This window comes from Neisseria elongata subsp. elongata, assembly GCF_900113545.1.
In the GTDB taxonomy this organism is placed as follows: Bacteria; Pseudomonadota; Gammaproteobacteria; order Burkholderiales; family Neisseriaceae; genus Neisseria; species Neisseria elongata.
In genome coordinates, this window is the sequence record NZ_FOPS01000001.1 from 349,074 (window position 1) to 365,559 (window position 16,486).

The following is a 16,486-nucleotide window of genomic DNA, read 5'->3' on the forward strand; positions in this document are numbered from 1 at the left end:
TTTGGTTTTGATGTTTTATGTTTTTTCAGGTTGCTGTATTTCGCCCATAACAAAATCCGCCCATGCTTGCATCATTGGTCTACGTTGCTCCAACAAATCCGTACGATGATAAGCTGCTTCAACTTGATTGGCGACAGTATGAGCCAAAGCACGTTCAGCCAAATCTCGTGCATAACCTTGTTCGCTACACCAATCACGAAAGCTGGAACGAAAACCGTGTGCAGTAGCTACTCTGTTGGGTGTGTCGCTAGGGGCGTTGTGCTTGCGCAGAAACATTGTCATAACAGTATCAGATAGAATTGTTTGCTTTCTTGGTGATGGAAATACCAATGTATCATGAAGCCCACGAATGGAATTTAATAATTCTATCGCGTGAGTGCATAATGGAACGCGATGAATTATATTGGTTTTCATGCGGTCAGCAGGAATAGTCCAAACATTATTTTGCCAATCTATTTCCGACCATTGCATACCACGCGCTTCACCTGAACGGCAAGCAGTTAATATAATAAATAGTATAATTGCCCTACTTGTATCATAATGGTTCTTATTACTAATATTATTATTAATAAATTTAGGTATCTCTTTCCATGGCATTGCTGGTAAATGCTGCACGCGAATAATTTTACTAGGTAGAGGCGGTAATAATTTATCAACAATATCAACTGGATTGGATTGAGTAAAACCATGCGCCCAACTCCATGCCATAACAGCATGAATTCTCTGCTTAATTCTACTTGCTGTTTCATATTTTTCTAGCCAAATAGGTTTTAAAATATTTGCAATATCAATAGGTTGAATATCAGAAACCTTAATTTTCCCAATAACATCAAAAATATATCGATGCAAGGAGGATAGCCACTCATCTTGATGACGCTTATTCTTCCAGCTTGGTAGCAAACTGGTGTGAACAGCCAATGCTGCTTGCTGGAATGTAGGAATATTGTTTTTAAGCTGATTTTCAGTATTTCGCTTTGCTCTTTCTTCTAATGGATCTAAACCTTGCTTAACTAAATCGCGCATTGCTTGCGCCAATTTTCCTGCTTCTGCAATACTAATTTCAGGATATGTACCCATACCAGCATTTCTACGTTTCTTGGTAACAGGGCTTACATAGCGATAAACCCATTTACCACGACCTTTTGTAGAACTGGGATGTAAAGTTAATCCTGCGACCCCGCCGTGGGAAATGGCTGGCGAATCAGGGCGAAGATTTCTAGCTTTGGTATCTGTCAGGATTGCCATGAGTATTTCCGTTTGTGTTAATATTGGTATGCCATTAAGTATGCCATTTATTTGAGGATTTGTTTAGATAGAATTAGAAAATATCAGATAGTAATTAATTTAATATTTTGATTTTAAATAATTAAATTATTTAAATAAAATAAAATTAGATTCCTTTGGGTATTATTTTAGTAGACCCTGCCTCCACCAAGATATCCGATAAGTATCCTATACTTATCTTCATTTCTGTGTTTTTTGGCACACTATTGGCACATTTTCCATCAAAAAGCTACTCGATTTTAGACTTTTCACGCTGCTTGTCAGCCAAGTCAATCCAGCGGGAATAGTTTTCAAATTGAATAAAAACAAATGCTGCGGGTAATGAAAACAGTATCAACACCGGAACCATCTGCAACGGAAGCATCTACAACGGACCTAGGTACTCTCCGGTCACTAGGGAAGATAGCTGCTGGTCGTTGGTATGCATCATCACCTCTTGCTTAGGTTTTATCTTTCAGTGAGTGATAAGAACTAGATCCTTGCAACCATCCCTGCTTCCAAGCAAGGCTATCTGCCTTGTCAGACAACCTTGCTTTCTACCTCAATACCGCTTTTGATTGCCGATTTGGTCTCGGTAATCTGCCCTTTGCCCGTAGGTATGACTTTCTGCATCGGTGCGGATATGCTGTGAGTGAGCTTAAAGTGACTTTAACCCGGCATGCATCCCAGTCGTTGCCGGTGGTGGTACAGATACCGTTTGCACCGATGTGCGGACCTGATTTTGTCAGCCGCTGATGGACCAGGTCCGGATAACGCCAGCGATACCTACATCGGCATACGGGATATTGGAATCTTGTCCGCTCAATCGGTGCTTGATTAGGCTCAACAGATGGGGAAGTGTGCCTGACCAGGTTCTCCAGTTAGTGAATTTTGCCAAGGTCTCGGGCAGAAACCACTTCAAAAATATCAATCCATTGATATTTAATATTATTTCTACTTTATATTAAAAACCATACTATGCTCAGCATTAACAAGACCTTGTTCCATTACATGAATACACTTGTGGCCATCGTACTTTTATAGAGATAACCAGCTCCACCCAACCAAAGTGACCTGTTATTCACTCAGTGAACAAAGGCTTTTCTACGTTTCAAACCGCCATATGGTCTGCCGATATTCATCCTCCTTTGAGAATGGGCTGAAAAAAATTTTAGGGCTTTTTACTGCTAAGATGGTTGGTACCGATATAGGCAATAGATACGTACCTGACATTGTTGCTTATCCCACCGGTAAATTACCCGCCACAACGCAGTTTGGAACACAATCTTTCGTGGACAATGGATTAACTAAGCCACTTAAAGGCGAACTTTAAATTTGGAGAAAAAATGCAAACAGAAAGACGACTCAGGTTGCCTGATGTCCGCCACATGGTTGGCTACGGTACTACGACCACTTACTGCAAGTCCTAATTACTCATATGGAGGATTGAATATGTTGAACCAAATTCAGTTAAAACGTTACGCCGAGTTGTCAGGCTATACAGAAAAGGCTTTAAGGGACAAAATTAGCACCGGCGTTTGGGTAGAGGGACTCCACTACTACCGTGCACCTGACCGCCACATCTTAATCAACGTAAAAGAGGTAGAAAAATGGCAACGAAACGAATGCCAACCGGCTTAGTTATTCGCGACCGTAGTATCAAAATATGGTTCATGTATCGGGGTAAACGATGTTGGGAAAGCCTGCCGCTCAAGCCCACCACCGCCAACATCCGACACGCCACCAAACTCCGGGAAGAAATATGTACCCGAATCGCCATCGGCGTATTCGATTATGCCGAATTCTTCCCCGACTCCAAACGGGCGGAAGAAACGGAACGCAGCCCCACCTTCCGTGAGATGGCCGAAGCCTGGCTGTCCACCGTTAACCAGCTATCCCACTCCACCCTATCCCGCTATCGCGGCATGCTCAACAGCCACGTTCTGCCCAAAATTGGCGACATACCGATAGACCGTATCCAGTACAGTACCCTAGCCGGGCTGCTGGCTACCTTAGACTGTAGCGCAAAAACTCGCAACAACATCGCCACCGTTATTCGGCAGCCGTTTGTTCTTGCGCTCCGCGACGGTAGGATAAAAGACAATCCCGCCCAGCATCTGGCTAACGCCAAAGTGCAGAAAGAGCCGCCTGATCCGTTCACGCTCGAAGAGGCCGAAGCCATCCTAGGCTACCTGAAAAATGAACCTGTGTTTCACAATTACTTCGAGCTGGCCTTTTTTAGCGGTATGCGTACCAGCGAGCTTATCGCTCTCACTTGGCAGGACATCGACTTCCAAAGGCAGTGCGCGCGCGTGAACAAAGCATCCGTGGCTGGCAAGCTGAAAAGCACCAAAACCCACAGCTATCGAGACATCGAGCTCAATAGCTGCGCCTTGGAAGCTTTACGTAGGCAATGGCAAAGAACAGGACTAGCAAGCGGATACGTTTTCATCAATCCGAAAACCGGCAGCCCGTTTGAGAACGACAAAGTGCCGTGGAGACCGTGGCAGCACGCCATAAAAATAGCGGGGGTAAGGTACAGGAAACCCTACAACACCCGCCATACATTTGCCACACTCAACCTCATGGCCGGAGCCAACCCCATGTGGGTAGCCCGTCAGATGGGACACAGCACCATGAAAATGCTACTTGAAAACTATTCCCGCTGGATTGACTTGGCCGACAAGCAGCGTGAAAAGTCCAAAATTGAGCAGCTTCTTAGTGGAAAATGTGCCAATAGTGTGCCAAAAAACACAGAAATGGAGATAAGTACAGGATACTTATCGGATATCTTGGTGGAGGCGGGGGGAATTGAACCCCCGTCCGAAAGTCCTCTACAAAGCGTTCTACATACTTAGTCGTGTCTATTTAAAATCTCGTTCCTATCATGCCGACCGACAGGCCATCCAGAAACCAGTTACCTTAAATCTTATTCCCTACCAAGTAACCCGATAGGAAACCAGTCAATGTAAAATGACGTTGCGGTAGCGTGCGCTACACAGCCCATTGACCAACTGCTGCAACGGCAGGCCTTAAGCGGCCAGTGCGTAAGTTTCGTCGTTTGCGACTATTTAGATTCAGTGTTTTACGGGAAATCTGAGACCCCGGTATGCCCGCATCTGCTTCGCAACCCCCGTCGAAACCAAGATCGCCCCCAGATAAAGAGAGACGGATTATAGTGGAATTTTTAAGAATCTGCCACCTCTGCCGCAACAAGCTGGATTTACGCTGAAACCTTATCCAACTCGAAATATAAAACCGTCTTGAAAGAAGGCCGTCTGAAACTTTTCAGACGGCCTCTACTACTTTACTCTGCTGCCGGTTTGTCCAACAGGGCTTTCATCGACAAACGAACCCGACCGCGGTCGTCCACCGCCAAAGCTTTCACATTAACCGTTTGGCCGACCTGCAAATAATCGCCGACGTTTTTCACACGTTCATGAGCGATTTCGCTAATGTGTACCAAACCGTCTTTGCCCGGCATCACTGTTACGATTGCACCGACATTATTGTCGAGGATTTTCACCACAGTACCTTCGTATACCTTGCCCACTTCCACTTCGGCGGTAATTTCTTCGATGCGTTTTCTCGCTGCTTCGCCCGCTTCAGATGTAGTGGCGGCAATTGTTACTGTGCCGTCGTCTTCGATATTGATTTCGGTACCGGTCTCGGCAGTAATGGCGCGGATGGTTTCGCCGCCTTTACCAATGACTTCGCGAATTTTATCGGGGTTGATTTTCATGGTGTAAAGGCGCGGGGCATGCTGCGACAATTCCTGCGGGCCATCAACGGCTTCTTTCATCTGCGCCAGGATGTGCAGGCGGGCTTCTTTAGCCTGCTCCAACGCAATCTGCATGATTTCTTTGGTGATGCCTTGGATTTTGATGTCCATTTGCAGAGCGGTAACGCCTTCGGTCGTACCGGCAACTTTGAAGTCCATATCACCCAAGTGGTCTTCATCGCCCAGAATATCGGTTAAGACGGCAAACTTGTTGTTTTCCAAAATCAAGCCCATCGCGATACCTGCCACGTGTGCTTTCAGCGGCACACCGGCAGACAGCAGGCTCAAGCAGCCGCCGCAGACGGAGGCCATAGAAGAAGAACCGTTGGATTCGGTAATTTCGGATACGACACGTATGGTGTAGCTGAAATCTTCCGGTTCGGGCAAGACGGCAATCAATGCGCGTTTCGCCAGGCGGCCGTGGCCGATTTCGCGGCGTTTGGGCGCACCCATGCGGCCGACTTCGCCGGTGGAATACGGCGGGAAGTTGTAATGCAGCATGAAGCGGTCGGTGTATTCGCCGGAGAGTGCGTCAATGATTTGCTCGTCGCGCGAAGTACCCAAAGTGGCTACGGCCAGGGCTTGGGTTTCACCGCGCGTAAACAGTGCGGAACCGTGGGTGCGCGGCAGCACGCCGGTTTGAATATTGATCGGGCGGACAGTGCGGGTATCGCGGCCGTCGATGCGCGGTTGTCCGTCAAGAATCTGACCGCGGACCACATCGGCTTCCAGGTGTTTGAAGATGCCTTTGATTTCGTTGGCCGCCAACGTATCGGTGTCTTCGTTGATCAGCGCAGCCTCAACGGCCGACCATGCTTCGGCGATTTTCGCACTGCGTGCCTGTTTGGATCGGATTTTGAAGGCTTCCGCAATGGTTGCGCCTGCGATTTCACGCACTTTGGCCACCAATTCTTCATTGGTTTCGGGTGCTTTCCAATCCCACACTTCGGGATTGACTTCGTCGGCCAATTCGTTGATGGCGGCAATGACGGCCTGCATTTGCTCATGGCCGTACACCACTGCGCCGAGCATCACGTCTTCAGGCAGGATTTGCGCTTCAGATTCCACCATCAGTACGGCTTTTGCCGTACCGGCCACCACCAAATCCAACTGGGATTTTTCCAGCTCGGACTTGGTCGGGTTCAACAGATATGCGCCGTCTGCATAACCGACGCGTGTCGCACCGATGGGGCCGGCAAACGGTACGCCGCTCAATACCAATGCGGCGGACGCGCCGATCATGGCGGGGATGTCGGAATCGATTTCGGGATCAAGCGAAACCACCATGGCTACGATTTGGATGTCGTGATAGAAGCCTTCGGGGAACAACGGACGGATGGGGCGGTCGATCAGGCGGCTGGTCAGGATTTCTTTCTCGCTCTGTTTGCCTTCGCGCTTGAAAAAACCGCCGGGGATTTTACCTGCGGCATAGGTGCGCTCGAGATAATCGACGGTCAGCGGGAAGAAGTCCTGCCCTGCTTTTACTTCTTTGTTGGCGGTAACGGCCACCAAGACGACGGTGTCGCCCATGGATACTTTAACCGCTGCCGCGGCTTGGCGGGCGATTTCGCCTGTTTCCAGCGTAACGGTATGTTTGCCGTATTGGAAGGTTTTGATATGTTTGTCGAACATGTAAAGTCCTTTCGGTTTAAGCCGCAAAGCTAAAACACTAACACTGCACACTCGGCCGGACGGTAATGCGCAGTGTTAGGGTTTCAGACTATGCGGCGGTTGGAAATAATGCGGCAGTTGCTGACTGGTTTTCAGACGGCCTTTTTGAAGAATGAAAGGCCGTCTGAAAACCGGCGGATTATGCCATAAAAGGCTGTTCAAGCGTAAGGCCGTCTGAAACTTTAACGGTTTTCAGACGGCCTGCCGTTCATATGCTATCTCTGGTTTCGGTCTATACAGGCATTACAGGCTTTTTTCGGAAATATAAAGCAGACCCGCAAGCCGTTCGGCTGCATATTTTCCGCCTTGATGTTGCCGCAATGCTGTTCGACGATATGTTTGGCCAAGGCCAGTCCCAAACCTGTTCCCGGCTTGTTACCGCTGCTGTCCGCGCGGTAAAAAGCGGTGAAAATATGCGGCAATTGGTTTTCAGCCACACCGGGGCCGTTATCGGTAACATCCATCAGCCAATTTTTCGCATCCTGCCGCATATGGACTTTGATGGTGCTGCCCTCGGGGCTGTAATTCATGGCATTGCGGATTACGTTGTCAAATGCGCGGTAGAGGTAGCTTTCATTGGCCAATATTTCGGCATCTTCGGGCATTTTTTCTATCACCAGATCGACGATTTGGCCGTTTTTCTCCGCCAAAGTCTGGCTGTCTTCCACCAGGTTCCGCATAAACGGTACCAGTTTCAAAGGCTCTTTTTCAAGTTTGACGTTGGCCGTTTCCAAACGCGACAAGGTCAGCAGTTCGCCCACCAGCGTGTCCATCCGCACCAGTTCGCTTTCCAAACGCTGCAAATATTGCTCCTGCTTCTGCGGCTGCGACTGTATCAGGCCGACAATCGCCTGCATACGCGCCAGCGGCGAACGCATTTCATGCGAAACATGGTGCAATAAATGCCGCTCTTTGGCCACCAGCTGTTGCAATTGCTGCGCCATTTTGTCGAACTGGATGGCCAGCTGGGAGAGTTCGTCGTCGCGGTTATCCATCAACTGTGTAATGCGCGTTTCCAATTCACCTGCCGCCAAACGCTTCATCCCTTGCCCGAGAATGCGTATGGGGCGCGTGATGTTGTTGGCCAGAATGTAGGCCAAAGCCAAGCCGACCAGGAAAATAAATCCCAGAATGATGATTTCATGCCACGTCTGCTCCAAAGGCAGGCCGGGGATATACAGCGGACTCGGACGACGCTGGATTTCCGTGCTGTCCCAATTGCGGATGAAAAACAGATATTCTTCGCCCCAGCGGCCGTATTCCAAATGAACGCTTTTGCTGTCCGGATTTTCCAACGCATACGCCCGCGCTTTCTCAATCCGCTTGGCATCTACTTTCCGCCCGAGCAAGTCGCTCTGTTCGTCGCCGGTGATGATGAGGATTTTTTCCGGACCCTGCCCCTCATGCCATCCCTGCAGCATTTCGCGCGCACCCGCCTCGCCGCGCACACGGAAAGCGGAGACCGCATTGGCCAGCAGGATTTCGTCAATCGCACGCTGTTGGTTGAAATGGTTTTCGGCCTGCGACTGTTGAACCAGCCAGAATGAAAAACTCGCCACGAATATGGCGCAGATAATCACGGCGCAAAACGTGGCGAAGATACGTTGGAACAGCTTCATCTGAGCATCGGCTTTCTAATCAGTTTTTGACAAACAGATAGCCCAAACCGCGCACGGTTTGGATCAATGAAGCGTCGCCCAATTTGTGGCGGATACTGGAAATATGCACATCGATGCTGCGGTCGAATTTGGCCAGCTTGCGATCCAGCGCTTCGATGGAAAGGGTTTCCTTGCTGACAACCTGCCCGGCATGGCGCATCAGCACTTCCAGCAGATTAAATTCGGTACTGGTCAATTCCAACGGGCCGTCGCCGATAGTGGCCTGCCGCTTCGACGGATAAAGGGTAACATTGCTGACCGACAGGCTGTTGGAAGCATTGCCCTGATCGTGCTGGTTTTGCGCCCGACGCAAAATGGCGTTGATACGCGCCAACAATTCGCGCGGCGTACTCGGTTTCGGCACATAATCGTCCGCACCCATCTCCAAGCCGATAATGCGGTCTATATCATCGCCTTTGGCCGTCAGCATGATAATTGGGATACTGCTTTGCGCCCGCACGGTTTTCAATACGTCCAAGCCGTTCATTTTCGGCATCATGGAGTCGAGAACCACCACGTCGTACTGCCCGGACAAGATTTCCTGCACACCGGCCTCGCCGTCCGGCACGCTGCGCACTTCCAAACCTTCCGCGGTCAGGTATTCGGTCAGAAGTTCGGTCAACAAGGCATCATCGTCTACTAATAATACTCGGCTCATGGTTTAATCCTTTGCGGTTGGTGGATTCAAAATCTTTACATTTCCCATCTTAACATGCCGACTTCGGTTTTAGATAGCATATCGACCACCTGGTTTGCGCGTTTTTGCAATAATGCAAGCACCTTAACATTTATTTTTTCATGCCGTTCCGCGATAAGGCATTGTTAGAATATAGGAATATCAATTGTTTAAATACCCCGAGGTAAACCTCAAACGATGCAGGCAGCATAGAAACAGCAACGGATACTGTATTTGAACGGCCTTTCCGGCCTTTCTTGGCCCGCACTGTCCCGCCTCCCCGAAAACACGCGCCGTACAAATGCTTTCAGACGGCCTCAACCCGCTTGCAGCACCTGTTTAAATTTGTCCGTCCCGTCGGCACGGCAGTATAATGCCTGCTGCACCGCCAGGCCGCCTGAAAGGTTTTTCAGACGGCCTCAACTCAATCACAGACAATAAGGCACTTCAATTATGGACGCATCGCAACTCACCCGAAACCTGGCCGGCATCGTCGGCGAAAAATACATCATCACCGACCCCGCGAAAACCGAACAATACCGCCAAGGCTACCGTTTCGGCGAGGGCAAGGCGTTGGCTGTGGTGCGCCCCGGAACCATTCTGGAAATGTGGAAAATTTTGCAGGCTTGCGTCGAAGCGGACGTGATTGTGATTACGCAGGCGGCGAATACCGGTTTGACAGGCGGCTCGACCCCCGACGGCAACGATTACGACCGCGACATCGTGATTGTGAACACCATGCGGATGAACATCATCCAAACCATCAACAACAACGAACAAGTCGTCTGTCTGCCCGGTTCGACCCTGAACCAGCTCGAATTGCTGCTGAAACCTTTGGGGCGCGAACCGCATTCGGTCATCGGCTCATCCTGCATCGGCGCGTCCGTCTTGGGCGGCGTGTGTAACAACTCCGGTGGCGCATTGGTGCAGCGCGGTCCTGCCTATACGGAAATGGCGCTGTTCGCCCAAATCAATGAAGAGGGCAAACTGGAGCTGGTTAACCATTTGGGCATAGATTTGGGCGACACGCCCGAAGAAATCCTGACCAACCTTCAAGGTCATCACTATCAGAGAAAAGACATCACGCAAGACGCGGGTAAAGGACACGACCATGCCTATTGCGACCATGTCCGCCAAGTGGACGAGCCGACCGCCGCGCGTTTCAACGCCGACCCGGCGCGTCATTACGAAGCGTCCGGTTGCGCGGGCAAACTGATGGTTTTCGCCGTCCGCTTGGACACCTTCCCGCAAGAGAAGCAAACCGCGGTGTTCTACATCGGCACCAACGATATTAATGAATTGACCGACATCCGCCGCACCGCCTTGGGCGAATTTGAAAGCCTGCCCGTTTCCGGCGAATACATCCATCGCGACGCTTTCGATATTGCCGACGTGTACGGCAAAGACACGTTCTACGTCATCAAAAAATTCGGTACGCACCAACTGCCGAAATTATTTGATTTCAAAGCTAAAGTTGATCGATTCGGCAAAAAAGTCAGCTTCCTGCCCAAACATTTTTCCGACAAAGTCATGCAGTTCGTCAGCAAATACCTGCCTGACCACCTACCCAAATCCATGCGCGATTACCGCGACAAATACGAACACCATCTGATTCTGAAAATGGGCGGAAAAGGCGTCGATGAAGCGCGCGCGTTCCTGAAAGAGTATTTTGCCCACCGCAGCGGCGAGTTTTTCAAATGCAACGCAGAAGAAACCCAAGCCGCCATGCTGCACCGTTTTGCCGTCGCTTCTGCCGCCATCCGCTACCGCGCCGTACATGACGACGAAGTGGAAGATTTGGTCGCACTGGACATCGCCCTGCGCCGCGACGACCGCGACTGGTTTGAAAAACTGCCGTCGGAAATCGACAATAAAATCATCCACAAACTCTACTACGGACATTTCATGTGCCACGTTTTCCATCAGGATTACATCATCAAAAAAGGCAACGACTGCATGGCATTGGAACACGAAATGCTGCATCTCTTAGACCAACGCGGCGCGCAATATCCCGCCGAGCACAACGTCGGCCATTTATACGAGGCCAAACCCGCGCTCAAACAGTTCTACCGCAAACTAGACCCGACCAACAGCTTCAATCCGGGCATAGGTAAAACCAGTAAGAAGAAAAACTGGGCCGAGTAAGACAATGAGGCCGTCTGAAAAACCGAAAACCATCTTTCAGACGGCCTCAATCACTACAAACCGAACAAAAGAAAGGAAACTCATATGAGCACCCCGCAATCCGCCATCATCCCCGAAACCATTACCGCCGCCATCTACATCGAAGCCGACGTACGCGATGCGGCGAAAATCAAAACCGCCTGCCGCGAAGCCCTCGCCGCACTGACCGACTGTCAAACCCGTTTTCCCGGACACGAACTGGGCATGACCATCGCCTTCGGTGCGGATTTTTGGCGCAGCCTGAACCACAGCGGCGAAGGCGAAGAAATCCGCCCGTTCGTACCGCTGGGCAACGGCCTGTGCCCCGCCACCCAATGCGATTTGATGATACACATCCAATCCGCCCATACCGGCCTGAACTACCTGTTGGCGGAAAAAGTGATGGCCGCCTTCGGCGAATCGCTTGAAATGAAAAACGAAACCCACGGCTTCCGCATGCCGGAAGAACGCGGCTTGGACGGCTTCGTAGACGGCACGGAAAACCCGCACGGCGACGAAAAAATCGCCTCCGTCGGCATCATTGCCGAAGGAAAAAGCGCGGGCGGCAGCTATGTGGTGCTGCAGCAATACCTGCACGACCTGAAAAAATGGGACAGCATCAGCGTAACCGAACAAGAACAGGCCGTAGGCCGCAGCAAAGAAGACAACATCGAATTTCCCCGCGAAGAGCGGCTGCCCGATTCGCACCTGGGCCGTACCAACATCAAAGAAAACGGCGTCGGCCTGAAAATCGTCCGCCGCAGCCTGCCTTTCGGCCAAGTCGGCGGCGAACACGGCCTGCAATTCATCGCCTACTGCGCCAGCCTGCACAACATCGACGAACAACTGAAATTTATGTTCGGCGAAAAAGACGGCAAAATCGACCTGCTGCTGAAACACATGTCCACCGCCAAACGCAGTGCCTATTACTATGCGCCGAGTGTCGAGCGTCTGGCCGATTTGTAAGGCTTCGGAACGTTGGGGCCGTCTGAAACGGCAAATACAAAAATCAGGACAACGCGGCTTTGCATTGTCCTGATTTTGTTTGGTCCGGCCTTTTCAGACGGCCTTTGTCTAACCGCCTACAAACCGCCCGAACCGACACCGTTGGCAATATCGCGCACGGCGGTTACATACATCCGGCTGTGGTTGTACTGCCAAACCGCATAAAAATTATTCAGGCCGATATAGTATTCGTAAAGGCCGGGTGAAACTTCCAGCTTGAATAAAACCGCGCGCTCGTGATCGGCCACCGGCTCTTGGATTTCAACCCCCATCCGGCGCAACTGGCCGACGGTGTATTTCAACTCGGTTTTTTCCTCGATAACCGCCTCGAGCTTCGGAGTCGGTGTGAGCAGCACCGGAATCACCATTTTCCCGCCCGTCTTCCAACCGTGCGATTTCAGGTAATTCGCCACAGATGCGGCCACATCGGGCACGCTGCCCCAAATGTTCCTATGCCCGTCGCGGTCGTAATCCACCGCCCATTTGCGGTAACTCGAAGGCATAAATTGCGGCATACCCATCGCGCCGGCATAACTGCCGGTAAACCAGAACGGATCCTGATTTTCCTCTTTGCTCATCAGCAAGAGTTCGTGCAGCTCTTTTCGGAAGAAGTCGGCACGGCGCGGATAATCGAAAGCCAGCGTGGAAAGCGAATCGGCCAAACGGAAGCTGCCCATATTGCGGCCGTAATTGGTTTCGATGCCGACGATAGCGACAATGACTTCCGCCGGCACGCCGTATTCTCGCGCCACTTGGTCGATGACCTGGCGGTTTTTCATATAGAAATTGCGGCCGTCGGCGATTTTGGCCGCCCCCGCATTGCCTTTTTGGAATTCATACCATGGCCGCGACGTACCCGGCTTATTCATAATATTGATAATATTTGGTTTATACACCGCGCCATTGAAAAAGGCCTGGAGTTCGGCTTTATTGTAACGGCCGTTTGCCGCTTCAAAATCGATAAACCGCTGCACATTGTCGTTGCCGTTGAAACCCACCAGCGACACGGAGGCGGCAGACTCATCGAATTTCGGCATTTGCTGCACGGGGGTAACGGTTGTTTGCTGCACCACAGGCTCGGAAGCAGGTTTCTGCTCGGAGCTGCAAGCCGCCAGAATCAGTGCGGCGGCGAATAAGGGAAGTGTTTTTTTCATAATCCGAGACCTTTGCAAAAATAGTCTGTTAACGAAATTTGACGCATAAAAATGCGCCAAAAAATTTCAATTGACTAAAACCTTCCTAATATTGAGCAAAAAGTAGGAAAAATCAGAAAGGTTTTGCATTTTGAAAATGAGATTGAGCATAAAATTTTAGTAACCTATGTTATTGCAAAGGTCTCAATCCGTCCTTGTGTTTGGGTTGGCCGTAGCGCGCCCATATTGTCAGGCGGCGGTAAGCCTGCCGTCCGGCGGCATCCGCAGGCAGGCATTGGCGGATAACCCGCCCACCCACGCGCCAGTGTAAAAAACAAACCGCGCGGTGAACCATGCTGCCCGGCAGCAGCACGGCCTCAAAAGCCGTTTGGTTCCGTCGCATCAGCAATGCCGCCCTGCCCTGGGCATCGATGCTGATACGGGCAACCGAATCGCGGCCGAAACCGCAGCCGGCATATAAGGCGTAGAGAAGCGAAAACGCCAAAGCGGCCAAACCTGCCGCCATCCGCCATCCTTCGAAATACAGACCGCAGACGGCGATGGCCGCAACGTGCAGTGCAACGACCAAAGCAATCAGCATCCGCGAAGGCCTGACTTCGACGATAAACGGCTGCACGGCGTTACATCATGTTGTCGAATACGGGCTCGATTTTGATGTCGGCATCGTCCATATCCAGCACCATATCGTGGATTTCGACATCAAAAAATTCCCAGAAAGCCTGTAAGCCCATATCTTGCGGCCAATGCTTCTGCGGCACTTCCCATGAAGAGACTTCTGCTTCGAAAATTTGGCGGTAACGTTCGTCGAAATAGCCGACCACCGCTTCCGGCGTATCGAATTCGGGCACCAAAAACACCGAGCAGTTGCTGCGTATCTGCTCCAACGTCAATTCGGGCATATTTTCATCGGTGGACTTCAGCCAATCGAGGAATTTCTGCGTCGGTTTCAGCACCACGGCACTGCGATCTACAAAATACATATCGTTTCCTTACAACAAAGGCAGGGGATTGTACTGGATAACAGGCCATCTGAAAACGAAGCTTCCGTCAGGAAGCGGAGTTTCTGCGGAGCTAAAACGAAGCCGCCGCCTTGCAATAGCGGCTGCGCCAAACAGCCGCCTGCACCCGTTCCAAACTTTCAGACGGCCGCTGCACCTTGCTTTCCCGTATAATCCCCGTTTTTAGCCGTTTCAGATGGCCCCTTTACCTTACCCCGCCATGAAAGCACACAACCGAGAGCTTTTAGGGTCGGCCTGGATGATTGCCGCCGCCCTGTTTTTCACCTTGATGAACCTCTGCATCAAAGCCGCCCATCAAAAATTCGGCATGGGCAGCGGCGAGCTGGTTTTCTGGCGCATGCTGTTTGCCGCCGTGGTGCTGGGCGGGTTGGCCAAATTGCAGGGGAAAACCTTTTCCACGCCGAACCTGCCGCGCCACCTCAACCGCAGCGTCGTCGGCACAGTGGCCATGATGTGCAACTTCTATGCCGTGATGCACCTGTCGCTAGCCACCGGCGTAACCCTCTCCTATACCTCCTCGATTTTCCTCGCCGTCTTGTCGTTTATCGTGCTGCGCGAACGGATTTCGCTCTATATGCAGGGCGTACTGCTGCTGGGCTTTGCCGGCGTGGTCCTGCTGCTGCATCCTTCGGTAGGCGGCGGGCAGATTTTCGCCGCATCCGTCGGCCTGTGCGGCGGCCTGCTGTCGGGCTGGGCGTATTTGCAGGTGCGCGAACTTTCCCTGGCGGGCGAACCGGCCTGGAGGGTAGTGTTCTACCTCTCGCTGGTCGGCATGATAATGGGCGCGGTGCTGGCCACGTTTACCGGCTGGCACCGCCCTTCCCTGCAATCTCTGCCCTACCTGCTCGGCATCGGCGCGTCCGCCATGCTGGCGCAACTGACCATGACACACGCCTACGCCGTCGGCCGGAAATTTACCGTTGCCGCACTGGCTTATCTGACCGTCGTCTTTTCCACACTGTCCGGCATTATCCTGTTTAACGAGCAAATCGGCTGGCAGGAATGGCTGGGTATCGGTATTATTATCGCCGGCGGCATTTTGAGCGGTTTGAAAAAATAAACTCCCATAACAGAAAGGCTGAATCATGATTTCCATCCGAGAACAAAGCTACGGCTTGAACGTCGCGCTCTACAACGAATTCACCATCGAAGACTTCCGCGAGCTGGAACAGGCCGTACTGAAAGCCGTCGGACGCGTCCACCGCCCCGACCTGCTGTTGGATTTGAGCATGTTGAAAGACTTCACCATCGATATGGCTTGGGAGCAGTTGAAATTCGTCAACGCGCACGACAAAGACTTCGGTCGCATCGCCATCGTGGTGGACGACATCTGGATCAAATTCGCCACCCACATCTCCGACCTGCTGACCCGCACCCACCCGAAATACTTCGACACCGCCGCCGAAGCGCAGGCTTGGCTGTTGGGCGAATAAATCCGTGATAAAACCATAAAGGCCGTCTGAAAACGCTTTTTGCCGCGAAGCGTTTTTCAGACGGCCTCTCTTTGTTTGCCCAGCCGGCAAAACATTCCTATAATCCGCATCTTTAAACAACACGATAAAAAAGGAACACAACCATGACCGACTTGAGCATCTGGCAAAACGCCCCGCTGAACAACATCACCGCCCACATCGTCCCCCGCTATCACGACACCCACCGCAGCCAAATGGCTGAAATGCTGGAACTGGGCGAAAAAGTGGCCGAAGTGCACGCCGGCAGCTTTCCCGAAGATTTCGTCCCGCTGGTGCAGGCGATTCAAAACGAATTGCTGAGCCACATGATGAAAGAAGAACGCATCCTGTTCCCCATGATAGACCAAGGCGCGGGCAGCGGTGCGACCATGCCCATCCGCATGATGATGCACGAACACGACGACCATCAGGGCGCGATTGCCCAACTGCGCAGCCTGACCAACGACTTCACCCCGCCGGAAAACGCCTGCGGCTCATGGCAGCGGCTGTACGCACTGGCCAAAGAATTCACCGACGATTTGGCCGACCACATCGAACTGGAAAACAACATCCTCTTCACCCGTACCCTGAACAGCTAAGTCCTGCCCCAAAGGCCGTCTGAAAAGACAAAACCCGCCGTCAGGC

13 protein-coding genes, 1 other RNA gene and 1 pseudogene are annotated in these 16,486 nt (G+C 51.5%); 7 read left to right on the forward strand and 8 right to left on the reverse strand.

Annotated elements, in window-relative coordinates; translation table 11 throughout:
- Window positions 1–15 precede the first annotated feature (15 nt).
- Window positions 16–1,245 carry a tyrosine-type recombinase/integrase gene (locus BM261_RS01740; RefSeq protein ID WP_074894521.1) on the reverse strand — a complete coding sequence of 410 codons (1,230 nt, stop codon included), beginning with the start codon at window positions 1,243–1,245 and terminating at the stop codon, window positions 16–18.
- Between the two features lie 1,470 nt (window positions 1,246–2,715).
- Between BM261_RS01740 and BM261_RS01750 the strand changes: the two genes are divergently transcribed.
- Both BM261_RS01750 and BM261_RS12975 read left to right on the forward strand, forming a co-directional pair.
- On the forward strand, window positions 2,716–2,904 hold the full coding sequence (locus BM261_RS01750; protein ID WP_003782610.1) for a hypothetical protein: 189 nt from the start codon (window positions 2,716–2,718) through the stop codon (window positions 2,902–2,904).
- Between the two features lie 32 nt (window positions 2,905–2,936).
- Window positions 2,937–3,914 (forward strand): annotated as a pseudogene (locus BM261_RS12975) (tyrosine-type recombinase/integrase); the annotation flags it as partial.
- A gap of 142 nt (window positions 3,915–4,056) precedes the next feature.
- On the opposite strand, the gene ssrA reads toward BM261_RS12975, so the two are convergent.
- The 4 genes from ssrA to BM261_RS01785 all read right to left on the reverse strand — a co-directional run bounded on the left by ssrA (window position 4,057) and on the right by BM261_RS01785 (window position 9,031).
- Window positions 4,057–4,419: a transfer-messenger RNA gene (gene ssrA, locus BM261_RS01770) on the reverse strand.
- 151 nt (window positions 4,420–4,570) lie between these two features.
- On the reverse strand, window positions 4,571–6,676 hold the full coding sequence (gene pnp, locus BM261_RS01775) for a polyribonucleotide nucleotidyltransferase (RefSeq protein WP_074894525.1): 2,106 nt from the start codon (window positions 6,674–6,676) through the stop codon (window positions 4,571–4,573).
- Between the two features lie 254 nt (window positions 6,677–6,930).
- On the reverse strand, window positions 6,931–8,334 hold the full coding sequence (locus BM261_RS01780; RefSeq protein ID WP_074894527.1) for a HAMP domain-containing sensor histidine kinase: 1,404 nt from the start codon (window positions 8,332–8,334) through the stop codon (window positions 6,931–6,933).
- 19 nt (window positions 8,335–8,353) lie between these two features.
- Window positions 8,354–9,031, reverse strand: a complete 678-nt coding sequence (locus tag BM261_RS01785; protein WP_003774461.1) for a response regulator transcription factor — start codon at window positions 9,029–9,031, stop codon at window positions 8,354–8,356.
- Window positions 9,032–9,502: 471 nt separating this feature from the next.
- Here BM261_RS01785 and dld point away from each other — a divergent pair, with 471 nt between their 5' ends.
- Complete coding sequence (gene dld, locus BM261_RS01790; protein ID WP_074894529.1) at window positions 9,503–11,194, forward strand: D-lactate dehydrogenase; 1,692 nt, start codon at window positions 9,503–9,505, stop codon at window positions 11,192–11,194.
- An 84-nt stretch (window positions 11,195–11,278) separates the two neighbouring features.
- Window positions 11,279–12,178, forward strand: coding sequence for a Dyp-type peroxidase (locus tag BM261_RS01795; protein ID WP_074894531.1), 900 nt, complete (start codon window positions 11,279–11,281; stop codon window positions 12,176–12,178).
- A 116-nt stretch (window positions 12,179–12,294) separates the two neighbouring features.
- On the opposite strand, the gene mltB is transcribed toward BM261_RS01795, so the two are convergent.
- From mltB to BM261_RS01810, 3 genes are all read right to left on the reverse strand, one after another.
- Complete coding sequence (gene mltB, locus BM261_RS01800) at window positions 12,295–13,371, reverse strand: lytic murein transglycosylase B (RefSeq protein ID WP_074894533.1); 1,077 nt, start codon at window positions 13,369–13,371, stop codon at window positions 12,295–12,297.
- A gap of 169 nt (window positions 13,372–13,540) precedes the next feature.
- On the reverse strand, window positions 13,541–13,987 hold the full coding sequence (locus BM261_RS01805; RefSeq protein WP_074894535.1) for a protein YgfX: 447 nt from the start codon (window positions 13,985–13,987) through the stop codon (window positions 13,541–13,543).
- A gap of 4 nt (window positions 13,988–13,991) precedes the next feature.
- Window positions 13,992–14,351, reverse strand: coding sequence for a hypothetical protein (locus BM261_RS01810; RefSeq protein ID WP_049248955.1), 360 nt, complete (start codon window positions 14,349–14,351; stop codon window positions 13,992–13,994).
- A gap of 214 nt (window positions 14,352–14,565) precedes the next feature.
- On the opposite strand from BM261_RS01810, the gene BM261_RS01815 reads away from it, so the two are divergent.
- From BM261_RS01815 to BM261_RS01825, 3 genes are all read left to right on the forward strand, one after another.
- On the forward strand, window positions 14,566–15,450 hold the full coding sequence (locus BM261_RS01815; RefSeq protein ID WP_370446631.1) for a DMT family transporter: 885 nt from the start codon (window positions 14,566–14,568) through the stop codon (window positions 15,448–15,450).
- Between the two features lie 25 nt (window positions 15,451–15,475).
- The gene (locus BM261_RS01820) at window positions 15,476–15,823 is read left to right on the forward strand and encodes a SpoIIAA family protein (RefSeq protein ID WP_074894540.1); all 348 of its coding nucleotides are present in this window, start codon (window positions 15,476–15,478) and stop codon (window positions 15,821–15,823) included.
- A gap of 143 nt (window positions 15,824–15,966) precedes the next feature.
- The gene (locus BM261_RS01825; protein WP_074894542.1) at window positions 15,967–16,440 is read left to right on the forward strand and encodes a hemerythrin domain-containing protein; all 474 of its coding nucleotides are present in this window, start codon (window positions 15,967–15,969) and stop codon (window positions 16,438–16,440) included.
- Window positions 16,441–16,486: the final 46 nt, after the last annotated feature.